The sequence below is a fragment of the Paenibacillus xylanexedens genome (genome assembly GCF_007676705.1).
In the GTDB taxonomy this organism is placed as follows: Bacteria; Bacillota; Bacilli; order Paenibacillales; family Paenibacillaceae; genus Paenibacillus; species Paenibacillus xylanexedens_C.
Genome location: NZ_VEBF01000007.1, coordinates 160,762 through 180,782, shown reverse-complemented (window position 1 = coordinate 180,782; position 20,021 = coordinate 160,762). Strand labels below are relative to the sequence as shown.

The following is a 20,021-nucleotide window of genomic DNA, read 5'->3' as shown; positions in this document are numbered from 1 at the left end:
CTGACTACCTTATTCGATAACCAACATACGTGGCGATGCCTCACGAATAATTCGCGAAGAGAACCATGAACCAAGACCCGCTGCAATGATACTTAGACAGGCGAACAGTATCATTCCACCCCAATTCAGGATCAGTGGAAGCTCTACGATACCATAACCGGAAAGGACCAGTTCAAGTAGAAGAGGCAGTATATATATGCCGACGATCATACCCAGTATCGCTCCCATGGAGGACAGCATGATCATTCCCATCGTGACCGAGAATCGGATTTGACGGGATGTCATCCCCAGTGATTTGTATATTCCGTAGTTTCTGCTCTCTTTGCGGATATTGATCCGACAGGTGCTGAAAATAATGATGAACGTCACAGCGATGAATAGCAATCCAATCAGGCTCATCGGATAGATCAGGATATTAGCAGCTTCCGCATAGACCGAATCAAGCAATGTCTTCTGGGTAACTACGGATGCAAAATCTTTAAATTGTTCGTTCAATTCCCCGGCAACCAGATCGGCCTGTGTAATATCCTTCACGTTGATGAAAATGGCATCGAATTCACCATAAGCCGGGTTCACACTTCTCATGGCATCGATCGTGATTCGGCCTGAAACAGACATGTTGGCGATCGCCTGATAGATTCCTGTGATGAGGAATGTCCTCTTTTCTCCTTCAATATAGATGTCGATGAGATCACCAAGATCCTTATTGGATGTTTGGGCTATACTTACACCAATGGCAATTTCATTCGCATGGCGAGGGTTATCGCCTCTCAATGTTTTGAACCCAAGTTCCTGATATTTTCCGTCCAGTACACTCAAATTAAGACTGATGGATTGGCTCTGTTTGGTGGCTGAAGATTCTGGGCTAATGACACCCGTTGTGTTCCCTTGCCAGCCCACATTGCTGATCCTTGAATCCTGTTCTAACACGTGCTTCAGCTCAGCCTTGGGGAAGGTGCTTTTGTTCACCACGACTGCTGCGATGTTGGCATTGTCATAACCCCAATGAGCTGCAGTCTGATAGATTCCGGTTATGCTTGTCAGCAGAACATAACCTAGGACCAATACAGAGGACGCCATCGTGGTCAGCAGGAGGGTTAGAATAGAACTTTTGGTGTTTTTGAACACATGTCGAAGTCCAAGGGCCATAGTCACAGGCAGTCGTGTGAACCCGATCCATTGTGCCCAGGGCGAATTCATTTTGCCCGCCATCCGGCTATTATCTGTCTCGGACATACCATAACGAATGGCCTGCACAGGCTGTATGCTGCGTGCCTTTTTGGCATATAAAACAACGAACAGAATCACTATAGCAAATAGAAGCGCACCAGCCATTACGGCAGCGTCCAATCCGTGGGCTGGAATGTTCTGATGATCCACTCGAAGAGAGGACACGGATATATTAATGATCCACTTGGAGATCCATACGCTAAGTGCAATCCCGGGGATAATGGAAGCGATGGATAGCATCGCATATTGAATGACATAGGTGCCTATCGTTCTTCGGGAAGTTAGCCCAAGTGACTTGAGAACACCTATCGTTCTGTAATTGGCCAAGATGGCATCCGAAATTGTAAACCCGATAGTCATTAAGGCGATGGATAGCATGACAACACCCATGAAGATCATAATGAAGCCAATAACCTGGTTAATAATCAGATAAAAAGAGGAAATCGCTTCGAACTCCATTTTGGATTCCAGAAACGGAGTACCTGTCTCGCGATTGTACCGTTCCCAATACAATGAATTCATACTGTAATCGTTGAAATGGATGCCGATCATGTGATTCTCGTTGCCAGCGAGTGCCACCAAATCACGTTGATAATCAGCAGGATTCATCCAGACCCGTGCAGTATTGGAGAAGGGCGCTCCGTACGGTACGTCGATGACAATGCCCGACACATTCAATTCGAGTGTGCTTGAGCCGGTTTTGAAGCCAATGGTATCACCTACCGAAATATGATAGGCATTCGCCATGGACGTTGGAATCCAGACGGAGCCCGGCTCGGGAGTCGTGCTGGGTGTTCCACTTGAAAAAATAAGTTCATCCACACCCCATGGCGGCGGAGGCGTATTAAACATGTACAGGTAGATGTTAGGGATGTGAGTTTCATTCAAGATGATGCCTGACAATGTACGATACGATAGTAACGGGGATACCTGGACGTCATCCTGGGAAGCCCACCAGTCGTGCACAGTCTCCGGGTCATTCAGCCCTTTCTCAAACGTCAGAATCTGATGAGACCCATGGGTGCGGGTATGCATTTCATGAAACTGATTGCCCGTGTTGGCCAGAATGACGATAGCTGTGGATACAAGAAGTGTCGAGAGTAGCAGGAGCAGTGCAATCAACGCATTTTGTGTTTTATTCTTGCTCAGATACGACAAGCTAAGTTTAAACATGACTGCCATCGTTATTCCTTTCCCGTAACCAAAGCGAAGATGATCGCTTCACGATCTTGAATTTGATGTTCGTCATAGGTGTCAAACTCAAGGATTCCGCCAATCTTGCCGTCCAAAATGTAGATCAGGCGATCTGCCCGACAGGCGGCCTTGATATCATGCGTCACCATCACAACGGACTGTCCTTTCCGGTGAAGGTCCGTAAGGATATCCAGAACGGCTGTGCCGTGTTCCACATTCAGGCTTCCGGTCGGTTCATCGGCAAAGATGATATCCGGCGAATTAATCAAAGCTCGTGCAATGGCAGCTCGTTGCTGCTGTCCTCCAGAAGTTTGGGAGGGAAGACGGTTGCTCTGTCCTTCGATATCCATAGCATTCATCAGATGGGCAGCCCTGGATTCGATATCATTCTTTTTGTTTCCCGCGATATATCCTGGCAAGGCAATGTTCTCTTTGATGGAAAGGTCAGGGACCAGATTGATACTTTGATAGATATAACCGATCCGGCGGGTGCGGAAGTCGGACATTTCCCGTTCACTATAAGCGTCAATCCGTTGGTCGCGAAAATAGACCTCACCGGCTGTAATCTGATCCAGTCCGCTTAGCAGATATAAGAGGGTTGATTTGCCAGAGCCAGAGTTACCCATGATGACCGTGAATTCCCCTTCATAGATGTCGAGATCGACATTACGGATGGCATGATGCTGCTCACTTCCGCTGTTGTACGTCTTGCACAGATTCTGTGCACGGATAATCACCTTTTTGGACAAGTCGAATCACTCCCGAGTGCAGTATAGGATTCATTCTAGAGGAGGGATGTTGAGGAAGCCTTATCAAATTATGAATAAAGTATTACAGCCAAATGGGGTAAAAGCGGAAGTTAAAGGCATTTGATAAAATAGCCACGCTAGTGTGGCTTAGCAGATGGGAAGGTAGAACCGGAAGGTCGTGCCTTGTCCTTCTTTACTAGTGAAGGAAATATGGCCTCCATGTGCTTCAATAATGCTTTGGCAGATGGAAAGTCCCAGTCCCGTACCTTCCTGAACACGTTGGTCTGCCTGAATAGCCTGGCCTCTGAAATAACGCTGGAAAACAAACGGCATGTCCTGTACACGTATTCCCTGACCCGAATCGGCGATGGTCACTTTCAAGTGCCCGGATTCCAGTTCCGTGACGATACGTATCGTGTCTCCCGGAGATGTATGCTTCAGGGCATTGGCGGCAAGATTGGAGATGACCTGTTCAATTCGGGTAGGGTCGATTGCGACTAACACATTGGGGATATCGTTGGATTGAGGTCCGTCGTAGACCAGACCTTTCGTGAGAACAACATGTTCAATAGGCTTCAACATAGCTTCCAAGACAGGACCACTGTACATTTCACGAGGTTCCACCGAAATTTGCCCGAGTTCCTGCAGTGCATGAACCAGCAGGTCCTCCACAAGTCGGGCCGTTTTATCCGTATGGGTCCGCATGACTCTCATATATTCCATCAGCGTTTCTTGATCGTTACATAGCCCTTCCTCAATAGCTTCTATGTATGCTTTTATCGTGGTGATCGGCGTCTTAATATCATGAGATATATTGGTGATGAGTTCCTTTTGTGCTTGTTCCTGCTGGATGCGTATCTCGTTCATATGTTTAATCTCGGTGCGCATCAAATCCAACATGGCGTAGAGGTCGCCCATTTCGTCCGTCCGGTTGTAATGGATCTGTTCTTCATAATTGCCTTTGAGGATGGATTCCGCATGCAGCTTCAATTGATGGATGGGGGAGAGCAGCTGCTTCTCCAGTTTTCGTTTCATCCGAAATAGAAATAAGCTCAGGACCAGTGACAGGAGTAATAATACGCTAATCCATATCACAAGAAAAGTCATTGGTTTCTGAACAGTAACCATAGCTTGGGGGATGGAAAAGATGGCATTGCCGATCTGGCTTCCCACGGGTCCGTCCATCACGGGAAATGCAATTTCAAGCGATTCGTTACCATTCGCAGTCTGCACGGCATGATGCAGATCATAATGAAGGGACGAACGCAGATTAACTTGGGTTCCTTCAGAGGTGGGAACGGAGGACAGAATTACTGTTCCATCCAAATTCACATAGGTAAGCAGAACCCCGCTTTCTCTGGCGCTGGAACGTATATCATCATGGATATTTTGTTCGTCCAGATGTTGATGATTTTGCTCCAGAGCGAGCAGAGTGGGATTGACCTTGAGGCGAATTTGATTCATAGACAGATTGGACTCATCTGAAATTCGATTTTGGAATAGCATCATCGACAGTGCGAGGATACTTAAAATCATAATAATCAGAAGGCCAAGTGTTGTTAACAGCCAGCGTCTGGACCAGGTGTTCAATGACATGTGGATGTCTCCAATCTGGATTATTCGTAATTGAATTTGTAACCGACACCCCATACCGTCTTCAGAACAGTGGGATGGGAGGCATCTGCCTCGATTTTTTCTCGTAGTCTGCGAATGTATACGGTTACGGTGTTTTCATCGCCATATGTTGCATATCCCCAGATGGCATCAAGCAACTGGGATTTGGAGAAAACCTGATTCTTATGGCTTGCCAGATAATGAAGTAATTCAAATTCCTTTGCAGACAAAGAAACTTCGGAGTCGTTCACTGTGACCTTATAGGCTTTTTTATCAATCACCAGGTTTCCAAGACGTAGTAGGTCTGTTCGCTCCTGATCCGATGTCATGCTGTCATAACGCCTAAAGTGGGCATTGATCCGTGCTAACAGTTCGCTCAGCGAGAAGGGTTTCGTCATATAGTCGTCTGCTCCAAAGCCAAGACCAAGCACTTTATCGGTATCACTGCCTCTGGCACTCAGAATGAGGATGGGGATATTGTTGCGCCGTCTAATCTCTCGGCACACCTCAATCCCGTCCATGTCCGGAAGCATAATGTCCAGAATAATGTAATCTGGTTGAATAAGCTCCATGATCTGAAGCCCATCTTGCCCAGTGGCTGCAACGGCAGCTTCATACTGGTTTTTGGTCAGATAATCTCGCAGAATACGCGATATATCCGGTTCATCCTCGATGATGAGGACTTTGCGCTGGTGGGTTAGCATATGTATCGCTCCAGTATTTTTAATGGGAATTCAATGAGATATATGAATGGGTAAGATGACAGTCTTTATAATTGTACAGTCTTGTTCTGTTGGAGTCACATGAAATATTGAAGTGAATATCATTCTTATTAATCGGGGCCTTACTAGTAGCTGTCTACAAGTTTCGTCGTATCAAAATAACCCATGAACCTGCTTGAAGGTCATGGGTTGCTGATACTAACACGTCACACACGTTCTAAATCAATAGGCTCATGCTGCTTGGATTTGAGATACTCTGCCGGAGATACACCAAAATGCGCCCGGAATACCCGGTGAAAATAGGAGTAGCTTGCAAAACCGCAGGATTCAGCAATATGCTCCAGTGTCATTTCACTGTATTTCATACGTTCCAGCGCCGCATTCAGACGGATCTCAATCGCATATTGAATCATGGTCTGATTGTAGTGCTCCTTAAATAACCGAACTGCACGTGACAGGCTGAGTCCGGCATAACGTGCGGCTTCTTCAAGTTTAAAGGTAACGGTGGCATGTTCCTCAATAAAACGTTTTAACTTCAACGCAGAGGAAACAGCCCGATCCGTCTGGATATTCTCGGTGATTGCCCGGTCGATATATAGACATAATCCGCGCAGTAACGCATCCTTTAGCTCCGCATTCTCCTCAAGAGGTCCGCGACGTTTCTCCAGTAACATATTTCGCCATAGGCTGATCAGCTTATCATCCAGTCCAATCCGGCTCACAGTGGATCGTTGCTGCCGTTTCCACCAATTCTCGATCCAACTGCCCTCGCAGAACAGATAATAATCTCCGCTAGACAAGCGTCCTTCCTTATGTGGTTCATCGACTACAAGATGATAATCGTCACCAGGCTTGAGCAGCAGCAAGTCCCCGCTCGTCATCCTGAATTCTTCATCCTGTACATATACTTTGCACGAGCCTTCGGTCTGCAGGCGGAACAGATAGGTTTGCAGCTCGCCCTTCATATTATGAGTGAACGCCTTATAGTGATATGAGTAGTCACAGATCAGTACAGATGTTTCTAACGTATCCAAAGATGAAATCCCCCAGTATATCGATGCTTTTACATCATAAGTTTAACTTAACATTTACACGATAACGGAGAGGACAGAAAAAACCTGAAGAAACAAAGTGTTCGCCTTTAGCTCCAGATTTTATCCTTTTGAAAAGGAAATCAAGAAAATCTGGGGATAACAGCGATCGGAAGGTTGTTCTGTCATCGGAGTGCCAGTGTAAATATCTTCAGTTGAAATTAGGTACATTTAATAGATGCAAAATGATGGAAATAAAATTTGATCAGATAGTTCATGTTCTGACTATATTGTATATGTTCATTCTAGCCTGTTTTGCGGTAGGATGATACCAGATAGAGCAATGAAAGCAAATTTGAGAACAGAGGTGTATCCTACATGAAAAAACTTAATATTGGTTTGCAATTGTTTACACTCCGTGATGAAACTGCAGCAGATTTTCGTGGTACGTTGCGTAAGGTAGCGGCCCTTGGATATGAAGGCGTGGAGTTTGCCGGATATGGTGACATTCCAGCCGAAGAAATGAAAGCGCTACTAGATGAACTTGGATTGAAAGGATTCAGCAGCCATGTTTCACTACATGCGATGCGCGAAGACTTGCAAAAACAACTCGATTACCTGAAAACAATTGGTGCACAATATATCATTTGTCCTTACCTGATGCCAGAAGATCGTCCTGAGAATGCAGAAGGTTGGACCAAGCTGTTCGCTGAGTTACAACAATATGGAGCTGAAGCGGCGAAGCAAGGTTTGATCTTCGGTTACCATAACCATGACTTTGAATTCCATGGCCAGGTTGGCGATGCCAATGCCTTTGATGCCATGTTCGCTCAAACATCACCGGAAGCGGTAAAAGTGGAAATGGACGTATGTTGGGTACAATTTGCGGGGCAAAATCCGATCGAGTATATTAATAAATATGCGGGTCGCTTACCGCTGCTTCACCTGAAAGATTTCAGCAAAGACGAACAGGGTCAGATGAAAACGCTGGAACTGGGACAAGGTTCGGTTGATCTGCCGGCTGTTATTGAAGGCGCTACGAATGCAGGCGTGGAATGGTTGATCGTGGAACAAGACGTATGTCAGAACCCTCCGCTTGAGAGCGTATCCAATAGCTACAACTGGCTGAAAGAAAACTACCTGAACCAATTCTAATGGACCATCGAACCATGAAAAATGCTAATCTAATTGTCAAAGGAGACTTATGTACATGAGTAAAATTAAAGTTGCTGTATTCGGCTGTGGAGCCATTGCCGAGCGCAGACATATTCCAGAGTACGCTGCCAATGAGAACGTAGAACTTGTCGCTTTTGCCGATCCGATTGTGGAGCGTGCGGAGAAGATGGCCGAGACTTACGGCGGTAAAGCTTATTCCAGTTACGAAGAATTGCTTGCAAACGAAACAGTTGATGCCGTTAGTGTGTGTACACCGAACTATCTGCATGCGCCAATGGCGATTGCTGCTGCAAATGCAGGTAAGCATGTTTTGGTTGAGAAACCAATGGCAGTATCCACTGAAGAAGGCGAACAAATGATCGAAGCTGCCAAGAAAAATGGTGTGTATCTGATGGTTGGACACAACCAGCGTCTGATGCCTCCTCATGTCAAAGCAAAAGAAATTCTCGACTCCGGCAAACTCGGTAAAGTCCTGAATTTCCGTACTTCCTTCGGTCACCCGGGTCCGGAAGCATGGAGTGTGGACGGAGCAGAAAGCTGGTTCTTCCGTAAAGAAGAAGCGATTATGGGCGCTATGGGCGACCTCGGCGTGCACAAATCAGACTTCATCCGTTACTTGCTGAATGATGAAGTATCTGAAGTGGCTGGTTTCATCAGCACACTGCACAAGGAAGGCACTCAGGTTGACGATAACGCAACTTGCCTGCTTCGTATGAAGAGTGGAGCAATCGGAACGCTGGTAGCGAGCTGGACGCAATACAGAGCCGGAGACAACAGTACAGTTCTGTGGTGTGAGAATGGTGTTATGAAGATTGGAACAGTGGAAGGCGATGAAGTTATCGTTGAGTTGACCAATGGTACGGTTGAGACGTACAAAGTCGGTGCCATGGCTACCAACGAGAAACAAGTGCCGAGTGGTGTGATTGACGCCTTTGTAGAGTCGATTGTGACCCAAACACCTCCAGCGATTTCTGGGGAAGAAGGCTTGCGTTCCCTGCAAGTCATCCTGGCAGCATTCGAATCCGAGAAGACAGGTCAGATCATTAAGCTGTAATTCAACTGAATAACAGTGCAATTTCTAACATTTTATATGTCTTAATCTATGATATAAAGGACTTACCTTCAGAGATGTACTCTGGGGTAAGTCCTTCTGTATTTGTTGATGAATAATTAACTTTCTTTAGATGCCAGCCGGCACTTCACTGCCCAGATCCAGCCATGCTATTTCAGCAGGAGTCAGCGTGATTCGAGACCCTTCGTCACAGGAGAGCAGTTCCGCCTGATTCTGGGCTCCGATCAGCGCACAGGTTGGGAATGTCTGATTCAATACATAAGCGAGTGCAATCTGGATAGGTGTTGTTTTCTTCGAATTGGCCAATTGCTCAGCGCGACGCAATCGTTCCCAGTTGCCGTCACTATAGAATACACGAACCAGATCTTCGTTATCCCGAACTTCAGGTGTGAATCGTCCAGTGAAGAAACCGCGTGCCTGGGAAGACCAGGACAGCAATGGCAGCTTGGTTTGCTCATGCCATGCGAGCGTCTCTGCATCTGCCGACACACAGCCTTCCCAGAAAGGCTCGTTGGCTTTGGCGAGACTGAGATTCGGACTGCTGAAGGTGAAGCCCTTCAGGCCATTCGCCGCAGCGTACGCATTGGCTTCCTCTAAACGTTGCCAAGTCCAGTTGGAGGCACCGATGGCTCCGATTTTGCCAGATTCAATATGTTCGTTCAGTGCTTCAAGAATAACACTCACGGGGGTATTGGGATCATCCCGGTGCAAGGCATACATCTCTACATGATCCGTCTGCAGACGCTCCAGACTTTCCAGCAAGTCACTACGGATCGCCTCAGCGTTAACGCGTGGTCCGTTCTGGTCATGATGCGCGCCTTTGGTGAGAATGACGATCTGGTCGCGGTTACCACGTTCTTTCATGTAACGACCAAGGACTTCTTCACTCTGTCCACCACAATAGATATGTGCTGTATCTACAGTGTTACCGCCAATCGACAGAAAAGCATCCATGTTCGTAGCTGCTTTATCGTAGGCATTATGCACGAAATAATCGGTTCCTTTAATCAATCTGGAGACACGTTTACCTGCACCAGCAATTTCGATATATTCCATAAGTCAGTTCATCCTCTCAATTATAGTGTAATTCGTGTACGTTCTTCCGCTGAACGAAGGCAAGCTTCCAGTACTTTCATATTAGCTACTGCATCAGAAGGGGCGAAGCGCAGATCCTTGCCCTGAAGTACAGCACGTGCCATATCATCTCCCTGTAGAGAGTAGTGGTTTACTTGCGGGACTTCAATCTCTCTGCGTTCACCACCAGTCGTTACATAGAAGTTGGAACTGCGGTCCTGTCCGCTGATAAATGCCGAAGGGACTTCAATAATACCGTCGGATCCCAATACCTCCAGCGTGTTGCGGAAGGCTGCCCACATGCTGCTGTCAAACGTCACGCCAACGTGATTATCGAATTCCAGCAGTCCGGAAGCCATCATATCGACTTGATCATGCTGTGGAGAGAACATGCCAATAACGGTAACTGCACTTGGTTCTTGACCAAGCAGCAGACGTGCTACGCTGATGGAATAACATCCGATATCATACAGTGCACCTCCGCCCCAATCCCGCCGAAAGCGGACATTGCCTGATGCATTGGAATTATTGAACGAAAATGTACTGTGAATGCCGCGGATCTCACCAATCTCACCGCTGGCAATGATGTCTCTGATCTGATCGTAACGTGGATGATGGCGGTACATGAATGCTTCAGCCAGATGCACACCTGCATCTGCACAAGCTTGAACCATCTCCTGAGCTTCCTGCTCTGTCAGAGCCAGTGGTTTTTCGCACAAAATATGTTTGCCTGCTTCAGCAGCCCGGATCGTCCATTCCCGATGCAGATGATTCGGCAGTGGGATATATACGGCATCAATGGAATCATCAGCGAGCAAAGCTTCATAACTGCCATAAGCCTTCTCGATCCCAAGTTGCTCGGCCGTCTGTTTGGCTTTATCTTCGTCTCGACTGGCAATCGCGGTTACTTCATTCAACTCGGATTGCTGCAGGCCTGGAATGACGGATTCCACAGCAATGCTAGCGCTACCAAGAATGCCCCAACGCAATTTTTGAACTGGATTCATGTGTTGTATCCTCCTGTGTATAAATGTATATTGTGATTATAAGGAATAGATGATCGAATTAAAATGATAATATATTGAAGTTAGTTAACACAATATTGTTGAGTAAGGAGAAGTCGCTATGATGAGGCAAACCGTATTGCTAACCTTGCAGGATATTCCATATTTTTGTTACCCGGAATCGGTCGGGCACTATATGGATCATCCCCAGCATTCCGTATTACGGGAGGCTGGCGTACTGAACAATTTTAATATTCACTATGTCGCTGCGGGCAAAGGATACGTGGAAGTGGACGGGGTGGTGCATGAGCTTCGTGCAGGTCAGGCCGTGCTTTATTTCCCGCAGCAACAACAGCATTATTACAGCAGCGTAGATGATCCGTGGGATGTGAGATGGGTGCACTTCTATGGTGAACGTCTGCATGATTATATGATTGAGCGGGGGCTGCATCGCAATCTGCTGTGGACGCTGCGGCAGCGTAGTTCATGGGAAGAGGCTCATCTGGCCCTGCTAACCGAAGCTGAACAGAACACCATGCTGCGGCCAGCTCAGCTATCCACACTGACCTATGCTGTACTCGCTGAGTTCGTGCAGCATGCGGTACCTTTAAAGAGCACACGCACTACCAGCAAGGCGGAAAGTCGGGTTCTTGCGCTGCTTCCACAGATGCAGCAGGAGGCCTGCCAGCCTTTCCTATTACAAGACTGGGCAGATCTCGCAGGTGTGAGTTCGTATTACTTTTGCAAAATGTTCAAGAATGCTGTGGAGATGACGCCCATGGAGTTTATCACTCGTTCACGGTTACAGATGGCGAAACAATGGCTGCTGGAACGGCCTACGGCCAATATTGGACAGATTGCGGAGGACGCAGGGTATCCCAATGCCAGTTATTTTAACCGTCAATTCATGGCTCACGAGGGGATGACACCTACAGATTATCGTGGATTGTATCACAATTAACCCAGATCCTTGCGATGTTTCCAGCGCTTGAAGCACAGTAGTTTGACAGAGAGCTTAATCAAGTCTATTATGGATAAATTAAATCCGTGTATAATGAGGTGCCCTCATGAAATATTCAAAAGCAACAAATTATGCTTTGCATACCATGCTTCATCTTGTAAGTACTGCTCCTGAGCAGCTGGTTAGTGTACACCAACTTGCAGAACTGCAAAAGGTATCCCCAACCTATCTGTCCAAAATCTTGACCAAATTGGTTAAGGCGGGCATGATTGAATCTACTTCTGGAGCCAATGGTGGCTACCGGCTTAGTCGTAAAAATCCCGATCCTTCCTTCCTGGAAATCATTCATGCGATTGAAGGTCAGGCGTCCCTGTTCGAATGTTCCCAGAATCATAACGCAGGCTGCTTGATCCAGCAGGTGATGGTGCAGGCGGAAGAAGAGATGGAGAGTTTTTTGAACAATAAAAAGATGTCAGAACTGGCTTCTCAGATGAAGGGTGCACATACCCTGTAACTTGCGGCTAATGAAGTATCAATGAACGGTGTATTCGTCTGAAATATCGATTTTGTCTAGATCTTTCCCCATCCTCGTGCGAGGTAAGGAAAGATTTTTTTGTATTGTAGGTATTTCGTTGCAAGGGGACATTTCAAGAGTCAGTGGAGTGGTTAATATTCAAGCGTATAATATGTCGTTGTACCTAATAGAAGTCGAATGGTACAATAAGGAAGGTATAGTATGCGTACATACATGATCCAAATCTTACATCACATTTTACATCTCTGGAGGGACAACACATGAGCCAATCAACGATTACAGGACTGGAACAATTGCTCGCGCTGGAAAACATTCGGAACACCAAGGCGCGCTATTGCCGCTATATTGATACGAAACAGTGGGATACCTTGGGTGAAGTGTTCGCTCCGGATGCAGTCGCCGATTTCAGCACAGAAGGCAATCCGATTCCGGTATTAACAGGCCGTGATACGATCGTACAAGTATTCCGTGATCTGGTGGATGTTGCCGTAACCGTGCATCATGTACATAGCGCTGAGGTTGAATTTGTATCCGAGAACGAAGCGAAGGTCATCTCCCCAATGGAAGATTGGGTAACGTTCCCGGAGGGCAATGAGAACAAATCCTTCCACGGATTTGGGCACTACCACGAGACTTTTGTCAAAATCGACGGCCAATGGTATATCAAACATACGAGCCTGAAGCGTCTTCGTCTGGACTTGTTTGAATAGTAAAAATGTTTAGAAGAATATAGAAGTGAGCATCAATAGAATAATAGCCCTGGGGAGCGATGAATGCGTCCTTGGGGCTATTTTGTGCTGCATCTATGGGGAAGGTTAGTGAAAAACAATAAATTAAATTACGTACATACCTCTTGAAGGAGAAATATGCCCCCAAAAAGGAAGTTGGTACCATACCGCGAATATGGATATATATTCTAAAGAATGCTTGGACCATTCTAAAGCTAACTGCCACTTTAGTTTATGTGAAAGCATTCAGAGTACAAGGGGGTTATCTAATGATTGATGTTTTTGCTGTAGCTGACATTATTGTAAATCATATCAAGGAACATTACTCTCAAGATGTTGCGATTGTAGGGTATTATGGATCATATTTGCAGGGTCGAGCGACTGAACGATCAGATTTGGATTTCTTTTTCATCCCAGCCACGACCAGAGGGAGACAAGTAGAATGTCAGTTCATTGTTAATGGCATAAGTTTTGATTTCTGGCCAATTGGATGGGAACGTGCTGAGAGAATGGCAACTTCTGAAGAGTGGAGCACGACTATTATAGCAGACTGTGAGCTGTTATATGTGCGATCAGATGATGATCTAGCAAAATTTATGGGACTTCGTGAGACCATATCCAGTATGGGCAGTGAATCCAAAACAGCTGAAATGATAAACAAAGCTGAATCGGCATTGAAAGATTGTCTTATTTCCATAGCTAAAATGCGGATTGCTGAGAACTCCAAAGATCTGAGTTATTTTCGAACCCAATCTCAAGAGATTGCGGCAAATATCTTTAAGTCTCTTGGATTCTTGAATCAAACCTACTACACACGTTCGTGGGGGTACTACCGTGAGCAAGTCCGAAATCTTACCCATAAACCGGAGCAACTGGACAAGTATTTGGATACCATGATGTTTAGTCTTATTCCAGCAGACATAATGTTAGCGTGTGAAAAATTAACTGCAGACATGCTTCGCCTGATCTCGAAGCGACAAAATAGCCAAGAAGTGGTGCGTTCCTATAAAGAACACATGATGGGATACTACGAAGAGGAGAGGGGGATGATGAATAAGCTGCTAACCGCGTGCGAAAAAGGCCATTACGAAACGGCATTTTTTGTGGCCACAGGTTTACAGGATGGTTTATCTCGAATTTTGTATGCGGCAGAGAAAGGACGCTGGCCTAGTATTGCTGACTTAGGTGAGTATCGGGAGTTTTATGATCGTTATGGATATCCAGATCTTGTCGCGTTGTTAAATCCCACAGATCTTGAACCGTTGCGATTAGCTATACTGCTATTAATTGATAAGGTAGAGAATCACCTTAAAACAGAAGGTGTATCTTTAAACCAGTTCGACTCTGTTGCTGAATTCAAATCATATTACATAAATAGAATTATTACATAGTGATCTGACGAGGGACGCTAATACAATTTTTCAGATAAAGGAAAATTTATACAAGAATGGTCATGAAACTTATGTTTCAAACAACAGCCTAACCGAGAATAGGGATTGTTGCAGAAATAATGACAATTCTTTTTTGTATACAATTAAAAACCAGGTTTGGACTGAAGTGGCCCTCACCTGGTTTCTTTGAGATAAATACGATGATGTAACGAGTTAAGATGAGATATTAAATCTGACGACTTGTTTCCGTGACTTTCCGTGACTGCATTCTCAGATACACCTGAGAGAAAATAACCGATGCGAGTGCGACCACAGTCATGCCCCAGAAAATATTAGTGTACGCTGAGGATAGCGGCATGTTTTGCATCGCAGTCAACGCTACACCAGTGACAGCAACGCTGAAAGCACCGCTGAAGAACTGACTAAGTTGGAACAATCCCATACCTGCACCGACCTGATCCATGGTCAGATTGCCAGACAATTCATTGGACACGCTGGTGGTTAGGGAAGAGAAGCCTACGCTGAGCAGGACATAGACAGCCATAATGGCGTAGATGCTATTGTCTGCAAATAAGGCGAACAATCCGGCAGCGGCCAGTAGCAGCCATGGTGCAAACTTCAGCAGCAATGTATTGCCATGTCGGTCAATCATTCGGCCGATCCGGTTGGACAGCAGCATGGACACGACTGCACCCGGGAAGATGACAAGCCCGGATTGAGCAGGTGTCAGTCCATACAGATGCGCCAAAATCTGTGGCAGTAGGAACAGCGTTGAGAAGTTATTGATGTACGATACAATTCCTAGTGAACTAAGCATCATATATTTTTTGTCTTTGAACAAAGCAGGTTGAACAAATGGATCTGCTGCGCGTCGAATTCGGAGCCAGAACAGAAGCAGTGCGGCAGCACCGATAACAAGTGTGAACCACTGACGGGAAGTCAGGAATAACAGCACACCCGTAGTACCGATGGCGAGAAGCACGGCACCCAGCAGGTCAAATGAACCTTTTTGCGGTGTTTCCCGAGGAAGCAGTTTGAAGAATACAGGAATCAAGAACAATGTTAAACCCGTCACGATAAACAGATCATGCCATCCCAAAAACTGAGTAATACTTCCGCCGATGACAGGACCAAGTCCAAGACCCAGCGAACTGGCGGACATGATGACAGCCATCGATTTACCCCGGCGATCATGTGGAATGTACCGAGTAATCAGCACAATGGCGAGCCCCGGAACCGAAGCAGCACCTGCAGCCTGGATCAGACGTGCAATGAGCAAAATGATGAAGTGATTACTGAAAAAACCGAGAACGGAAGCAGCACCGAGTAACGTAAGCCCGGTCGTGAATAGTGTACGAATGGGTACGAAATCGGATAGCCGTGAGAAGGTGATCGAGGAAATCGCAAATACAATGGAATACCCTGTAACAATCCATGAGGAAGCGACGGATGTAAGCATAAATTCGGCTGCTATTTTGGGCAGGGCCAGATTAAACATCATTGTATTCATCACAACGAGTACAACGGTGAAGCCAAGCAAGCTTACGATTAATCCTTCCTGTATTCCGGTCCGTTCCCCTGATGATGCGGTTGCGGTGTTGTTCATAAAAACCTCCTGGAGTGAGTGATGTGTATTTCGCAACATTTCAGAAACGGTGTGTAACATTTGCAAAATGTAGTATGATGTCAATCCCGTGCCTGACAGCAGGGGTTACATAACGAAATCATTAAAGTTCGATTGGTGTCGAACATTAGAAATATATCATGGATCTGTGTTAAAATACAATGGATAGTCTGAAAAAAGGAGACTACAGTATGAAAATTTTACATCATCCGCAAGTAGCGGATATTGAACTTTCCTCTGTATTATATGCGTTAAGCGACCCGACCCGTCTTGGGATTGTTGCGGAAGCAGCGAGAAGCGGGGAGCAACCGTGCAGTCATTTTCATGCACCAGTTGTGAAGTCAACGATGTCGCATCACATTCGGACCCTGCGGGAAGCCGGAGTTATCCGGGTCAGAGTGCAGGGCACACAGCATTTTCTCACCTTGCGGTCCGATGATCTGGAAACACGCTTTCCAGGGCTCTTGCAACCATTATTGCAGGCCGCAGCACAGACGAGCACAGATCCTTCCTAAATGGTGTCCTTTCTTCAGGTCGAAGAGGGGACATTTTTTATTTTCTAATCCTGCTACGACATTCTGTGTCGTACCATGCCCTATATAATAACGGTGAACACACAAACCATATCGAAAAGAGGTTCACAACCATTGGCAAAAACCAAAAGAGGGCGCATCTTGTGGAGTCTTCCTTCCAGGGGCCGGGGAACATGCCCGGTGTGCAGCAGTACCCGAATTAAATTGTTGTATACGCAAACAAAAACAGACGGTACAAGTCTGAAAGTATGCAAGAAATGCTCCAAAGCAGTGCAATCCAGAGTGGATAAGGCACACGTATAACATAACGGGCCTGTTCTTCGGAACGGGCCATGTCTTTTGATATAATGGAATATATTAGGATTGGATGAGATGGGGGGCGGGAAGATGAGTAGCATGCACCGGATTCACTGGTTTGACGAACAGATTCGGGGTGGACGTTTTCCGAACAGCAGCTGGCTTGCCCGTGAATTTGAAATCTCCCGTCGTCAGGCTCAGCGTGATATTGAATATATGGCAAGCTCCCTGCGGGCCCCTTTGGTGTATATGGCGAAATATCGGGGCTATTGTTACGAGGATCAGACCTTTCGGTTGCCTCATTTGTATATGACCGAAGAAGAGCAGCGTGTGCTGAAATATCTGGCCCATCGCTATAGACATTACGATTATGATCAATCGGACGCGGTGAAACGTGTAGCACATTTGCTGGAGCGTTTTACGTTGGAGGAGCAGCAGATGGGAAGTAGCGAGCTTCCAGTGTTTTCAGCGCAACCGAAGCAGCTGCAATTCTTTGAATTGTTGTCCCATGCCATAACTGACTTGCGCAGAGTACATATTCATTACAGGGATCACGATGGAGAACGGCAGTTTTCCTTGTGCCCATTGAAGATGATATCCCAGTTTAACGCCGATTACGTGGTGGGATATGAAGCAGACCCTGTACAGCAAGTGGCAATTCGCTTGGAAGGCATTGTTCATGTATCGATCTTGGATGAGAGATTTGAGTACAGGTCAGATGCTCTCCTAGGTGGATGGGAAGAACCACTGCCTGTGCGTAAACCGTTTGTAGCTGAGATTCGCTTGAAAGAATTGCAGCAAATGGACCTATGGCAAGGGTATCGTATTCGGGCTAGGCAAGATCAGATTTATTCAATTGAATTTTATGACACGGACGCTTTCTTGCAGCATTTGTTTGTTAGCGAATGGGAGGAACTTTTATCTCCTGGGTGGCTTAGACGCAAGCTTCAGCAAAGCGCAGAAGGATTAATTGACAGGCTCGCGATACAATGTAAGCAAAACGTGAAATAAAGCAGCATAGAGAGGAGAAGATACTTCCTTGTCTGAGATTATTTTAGATAACCTCATTATGAAGCGGGAGTCCAAATCGTACGTGGATAGTCTGCATGCGATACTCACCCATACGGGTCAGTTTCAAGGTTCCAAGTATTTAGTTGCCGGATATACAGGCATGGCTTTCAAGCTGGCGGTGCATCGCAGACTACTTCCCATGTCGGTTACAGCGTATGGACAATGGGGGGAAGCACATCGTCCCGGAGTCGATAACCTGGGGATATTCACGATCTGGGATGGGGGACGTACACGTCATTCCACGTTCGGTTATTACCAGCAGGATGCAGTGAATTGGGTGAGACGTAGTCTTAATGAAGGCACTGGTGTGATTTACTGGATTCCTGAGTTCGGTGTTATTCATGGATATGATGACAGTGACCGCGTCTTTTATGTGCAAGACGGATGGAGCAAGGAAACGCAGATTTTGCTGTATGATAATTTCGGCTTGAATTATACAGGGTTTTGGTATTGTCAGATGTTTGGTGATCAGGTCCGCATCCCTGAACAGCAGATGCTGCTGGAATCCCTGCGACTGGCGATTGAGGATTGGGATATCCCCTATCGTCTCTTGCCTGATCGGAATATTGCTTCAGGTAGAAAGGCATATGATGTGTGGGCCCAGGCCCTGCGGAGTGGGGATTTCGATGAATCGGGTGCAGGTTATATTTTGGAATCCTTCTGCCATTCGCGAACCGAAATAAGGATGTATTTGCAGGATGTTCGAGGGATATGGAACGAACTGGACCAGGCTTGTGCATGTTATGAACAGATTGGGGCGTTAATTGACCTAATGAAAGGATATATGGTCCAGCAGGAGAACAGACGTGTCTTGCGACCAAACACCACAGAAGATTTAGCACAGGTACTAATGAAGGCGAAAGCACTGGAAGAGCAGGCTATTGATTATTTTCGAGTGATATCCAGGAAGTATCCTGACCGTAAAAGGTCCACTATACCACGGTGGGGAGCACATTCCGCACGATAGGATGAGAGAGGAAGGGAGTGAAGGATAATGGCAACCAAAGTATTGCAGGACTTGATTCGCTTCCCGCAAGCCCCAACCTCTGCTGATGCACACCTATCATGGAACGGTGTGAGCGCATATACAGATGCGTTGTATCGCATTTTATTACATAAACAGTGGACGGTTTTCCCACACCACATGATTGCAGGTATGACGGCAAGTGCATTCCGATTAGTGGTGGATCGGCGTCTGACCGCAGAATCAATCTCGGCATACAACTGGATGGCAGAGAACTTTGTGGCGGCTGATTTTCTTGGCGTAACAACGGGACAACATGGTGGATTTTCATTTGAACCGACTTTTCCGCTCTATCAGAAGCAGGCAGTGCTTGACATCAAGGCGTCCATTGACCGGGGAATAGGTGCGATTCTCTGGCATGATCAATTTGTCATTGCTGCCGGATATGATGATGAGGAGCAGGTGCTGTTTATTGGAGAAAGTGAAGGACATGAAGTCATTCGTCTGCCCTATGATTCATTTGGCAGGAACAGTACGCCATACTGGTACTATCAGGTGCTGGAATCTCATGAATCTGTGGATCTATGGGAAGTTTGCAAGGAATCATTAATTCAGGCCGTATACAAATGGGAAACCCATGACTACATGCTGCCGTCCCAGGATTATGCCTGTGGAGCGGCTGCGTATACGGTTATGGCTGCTACTTTGCAGTCTGGAACATATGACACAGAACAAACGGCAACTGTACTGCGCTATTATGTCAGATCAAGACTGGACATTGCCTCTTATGTTGCAGGGCTGGAGTACCTATCAGCTCGGATGGTTCATGTCATGCGTGAGTATGCATTGCTCGCAGAACTGTATTCGGAGATTGTTGATGTAGTTAATGATTCAATCTCATGGAATACGAAGGAACCAGATTGTGTGCAAAGGGTAATTGAGCTTATCCGGAAGGCAGGAGCTACGGAACAACGTGCCATTGATGCGATTAAACGTGCCTTTCCAGAGACAATAGGTAATCGTTTTAAGGATGTTGGATTAAGATGAATGG

Annotated in this window: 19 protein-coding genes; 11 read left to right on the top strand and 8 right to left on the bottom strand. The window is 46.2% G+C overall.

The genetic code is table 11. From position 1 onward, the window contains the following. Positions 1-9: 9 nt before the first annotated feature. The 5 genes from FS628_RS26340 to FS628_RS26320 all read right to left on the bottom strand — a co-directional run bounded on the left by FS628_RS26340 (position 10) and on the right by FS628_RS26320 (position 6,543). On the bottom strand, positions 10-2,412 hold the full coding sequence (locus tag FS628_RS26340; protein WP_145325901.1) for an ABC transporter permease: 2,403 nt from the start codon (positions 2,410-2,412) through the stop codon (positions 10-12). A 2-nt stretch (positions 2,413-2,414) separates the two neighbouring features. Continuing rightward, a complete protein-coding gene (locus FS628_RS26335; protein ID WP_145325900.1) occupies positions 2,415-3,173 on the bottom strand; it encodes an ABC transporter ATP-binding protein in 759 nt (252 codons plus the stop codon). Between the two features lie 147 nt (positions 3,174-3,320). Next, the gene (locus FS628_RS26330) at positions 3,321-4,769 is read right to left on the bottom strand and encodes a sensor histidine kinase (RefSeq protein ID WP_145325899.1); all 1,449 of its coding nucleotides are present in this window, start codon (positions 4,767-4,769) and stop codon (positions 3,321-3,323) included. A 20-nt stretch (positions 4,770-4,789) separates the two neighbouring features. Continuing rightward, the gene (locus FS628_RS26325; protein WP_145325898.1) at positions 4,790-5,491 is read right to left on the bottom strand and encodes a response regulator transcription factor; all 702 of its coding nucleotides are present in this window, start codon (positions 5,489-5,491) and stop codon (positions 4,790-4,792) included. Between the two features lie 224 nt (positions 5,492-5,715). Beyond that, entirely contained in the window at positions 5,716-6,543 is an 828-nt protein-coding gene (locus tag FS628_RS26320; RefSeq protein ID WP_145325897.1) for an AraC family transcriptional regulator, read from the bottom strand. Between the two features lie 375 nt (positions 6,544-6,918). Here FS628_RS26320 and FS628_RS26315 point away from each other — a divergent pair, with 375 nt between their 5' ends. After that, positions 6,919-7,695 carry a sugar phosphate isomerase/epimerase family protein gene (locus FS628_RS26315; protein WP_145325896.1) on the top strand — a complete coding sequence of 259 codons (777 nt, stop codon included), beginning with the start codon at positions 6,919-6,921 and terminating at the stop codon, positions 7,693-7,695. A 55-nt stretch (positions 7,696-7,750) separates the two neighbouring features. Beyond that, complete coding sequence (locus FS628_RS26310) at positions 7,751-8,770, top strand: Gfo/Idh/MocA family protein (protein ID WP_145325895.1); 1,020 nt, start codon at positions 7,751-7,753, stop codon at positions 8,768-8,770. A 126-nt stretch (positions 8,771-8,896) separates the two neighbouring features. On the opposite strand, the gene FS628_RS26305 is transcribed toward FS628_RS26310, so the two are convergent. Both FS628_RS26305 and FS628_RS26300 read right to left on the bottom strand, forming a co-directional pair. Next, a complete protein-coding gene (locus FS628_RS26305) occupies positions 8,897-9,844 on the bottom strand; it encodes an aldo/keto reductase (RefSeq protein WP_145325894.1) in 948 nt (315 codons plus the stop codon). Between the two features lie 20 nt (positions 9,845-9,864). Continuing rightward, positions 9,865-10,869: a Gfo/Idh/MocA family protein gene (locus FS628_RS26300; RefSeq protein ID WP_145325893.1), complete on the bottom strand. Its 1,005-nt coding sequence runs from the start codon at positions 10,867-10,869 to the stop codon at positions 9,865-9,867. Positions 10,870-10,987: 118 nt separating this feature from the next. On the opposite strand from FS628_RS26300, the gene FS628_RS26295 reads away from it, so the two are divergent. The 4 genes from FS628_RS26295 to FS628_RS26280 all read left to right on the top strand — a co-directional run bounded on the left by FS628_RS26295 (position 10,988) and on the right by FS628_RS26280 (position 14,481). Further along, positions 10,988-11,827: an AraC family transcriptional regulator gene (locus FS628_RS26295; RefSeq protein WP_145325892.1), complete on the top strand. Its 840-nt coding sequence runs from the start codon at positions 10,988-10,990 to the stop codon at positions 11,825-11,827. 106 nt (positions 11,828-11,933) lie between these two features. Beyond that, positions 11,934-12,341: an RrF2 family transcriptional regulator gene (locus FS628_RS26290; protein ID WP_145325891.1), complete on the top strand. Its 408-nt coding sequence runs from the start codon at positions 11,934-11,936 to the stop codon at positions 12,339-12,341. A 281-nt stretch (positions 12,342-12,622) separates the two neighbouring features. Continuing rightward, the gene (locus FS628_RS26285) at positions 12,623-13,072 is read left to right on the top strand and encodes a nuclear transport factor 2 family protein (RefSeq protein WP_145325890.1); all 450 of its coding nucleotides are present in this window, start codon (positions 12,623-12,625) and stop codon (positions 13,070-13,072) included. 287 nt (positions 13,073-13,359) lie between these two features. Further along, positions 13,360-14,481, top strand: coding sequence for a nucleotidyltransferase domain-containing protein (locus FS628_RS26280; protein ID WP_145325889.1), 1,122 nt, complete (start codon positions 13,360-13,362; stop codon positions 14,479-14,481). Positions 14,482-14,707: 226 nt separating this feature from the next. Here the strand turns inward: FS628_RS26280 and FS628_RS26275 are convergent, their stop codons facing one another. Next, on the bottom strand, positions 14,708-16,087 hold the full coding sequence (locus FS628_RS26275) for an MFS transporter (protein WP_145325888.1): 1,380 nt from the start codon (positions 16,085-16,087) through the stop codon (positions 14,708-14,710). A gap of 209 nt (positions 16,088-16,296) precedes the next feature. On the opposite strand from FS628_RS26275, the gene FS628_RS26270 reads away from it, so the two are divergent. From FS628_RS26270 to FS628_RS26250, 5 genes are all read left to right on the top strand, one after another. Continuing rightward, positions 16,297-16,620, top strand: coding sequence for an ArsR/SmtB family transcription factor (locus FS628_RS26270; protein WP_145325887.1), 324 nt, complete (start codon positions 16,297-16,299; stop codon positions 16,618-16,620). 132 nt (positions 16,621-16,752) lie between these two features. After that, positions 16,753-16,941 carry a hypothetical protein gene (locus FS628_RS26265; protein ID WP_076334054.1) on the top strand — a complete coding sequence of 63 codons (189 nt, stop codon included), beginning with the start codon at positions 16,753-16,755 and terminating at the stop codon, positions 16,939-16,941. Between the two features lie 84 nt (positions 16,942-17,025). Further along, positions 17,026-17,946 (top strand): helix-turn-helix transcriptional regulator, encoded by a 921-nt coding sequence (locus tag FS628_RS26260; protein ID WP_145325886.1) that lies wholly within the window; start codon positions 17,026-17,028, stop codon positions 17,944-17,946. 28 nt (positions 17,947-17,974) lie between these two features. Beyond that, a complete protein-coding gene (locus FS628_RS26255; protein WP_260871198.1) occupies positions 17,975-18,973 on the top strand; it encodes a hypothetical protein in 999 nt (332 codons plus the stop codon). A gap of 27 nt (positions 18,974-19,000) precedes the next feature. Continuing rightward, positions 19,001-20,017: a hypothetical protein gene (locus FS628_RS26250; protein ID WP_145325885.1), complete on the top strand. Its 1,017-nt coding sequence runs from the start codon at positions 19,001-19,003 to the stop codon at positions 20,015-20,017. Positions 20,018-20,021: the final 4 nt, after the last annotated feature.

Excerpts from the sequence above, each read along its gene's own strand:
- FS628_RS26340 (WP_145325901.1), bottom strand. The coding sequence starts at position 2,412 with ATGGCAGTCATGTTTAAACTTAGCTTGTCGTATCTGAGCAAGAATAAA.
- FS628_RS26330 (WP_145325899.1), bottom strand. The coding sequence starts at position 4,769 with ATGTCATTGAACACCTGGTCCAGACGCTGGCTGTTAACAACACTTGGC.
- FS628_RS26325 (WP_145325898.1), bottom strand. The coding sequence starts at position 5,491 with ATGCTAACCCACCAGCGCAAAGTCCTCATCATCGAGGATGAACCGGAT.
- FS628_RS26315 (WP_145325896.1), top strand. The coding sequence starts at position 6,919 with ATGAAAAAACTTAATATTGGTTTGCAATTGTTTACACTCCGTGATGAA.
- FS628_RS26310 (WP_145325895.1), top strand. The coding sequence starts at position 7,751 with ATGAGTAAAATTAAAGTTGCTGTATTCGGCTGTGGAGCCATTGCCGAG.
- FS628_RS26305 (WP_145325894.1), bottom strand. The coding sequence starts at position 9,844 with ATGGAATATATCGAAATTGCTGGTGCAGGTAAACGTGTCTCCAGATTG.
- FS628_RS26300 (WP_145325893.1), bottom strand. The coding sequence starts at position 10,869 with ATGAATCCAGTTCAAAAATTGCGTTGGGGCATTCTTGGTAGCGCTAGC.
- FS628_RS26295 (WP_145325892.1), top strand. The coding sequence starts at position 10,988 with ATGATGAGGCAAACCGTATTGCTAACCTTGCAGGATATTCCATATTTT.
- FS628_RS26290 (WP_145325891.1), top strand. The coding sequence starts at position 11,934 with ATGAAATATTCAAAAGCAACAAATTATGCTTTGCATACCATGCTTCAT.
- FS628_RS26285 (WP_145325890.1), top strand. The coding sequence starts at position 12,623 with ATGAGCCAATCAACGATTACAGGACTGGAACAATTGCTCGCGCTGGAA.
- FS628_RS26280 (WP_145325889.1), top strand. The coding sequence starts at position 13,360 with ATGATTGATGTTTTTGCTGTAGCTGACATTATTGTAAATCATATCAAG.
- FS628_RS26275 (WP_145325888.1), bottom strand. The coding sequence starts at position 16,087 with ATGAACAACACCGCAACCGCATCATCAGGGGAACGGACCGGAATACAG.
- FS628_RS26270 (WP_145325887.1), top strand. The coding sequence starts at position 16,297 with ATGAAAATTTTACATCATCCGCAAGTAGCGGATATTGAACTTTCCTCT.
- FS628_RS26260 (WP_145325886.1), top strand. The coding sequence starts at position 17,026 with ATGAGTAGCATGCACCGGATTCACTGGTTTGACGAACAGATTCGGGGT.
- FS628_RS26250 (WP_145325885.1), top strand. The coding sequence starts at position 19,001 with ATGGCAACCAAAGTATTGCAGGACTTGATTCGCTTCCCGCAAGCCCCA.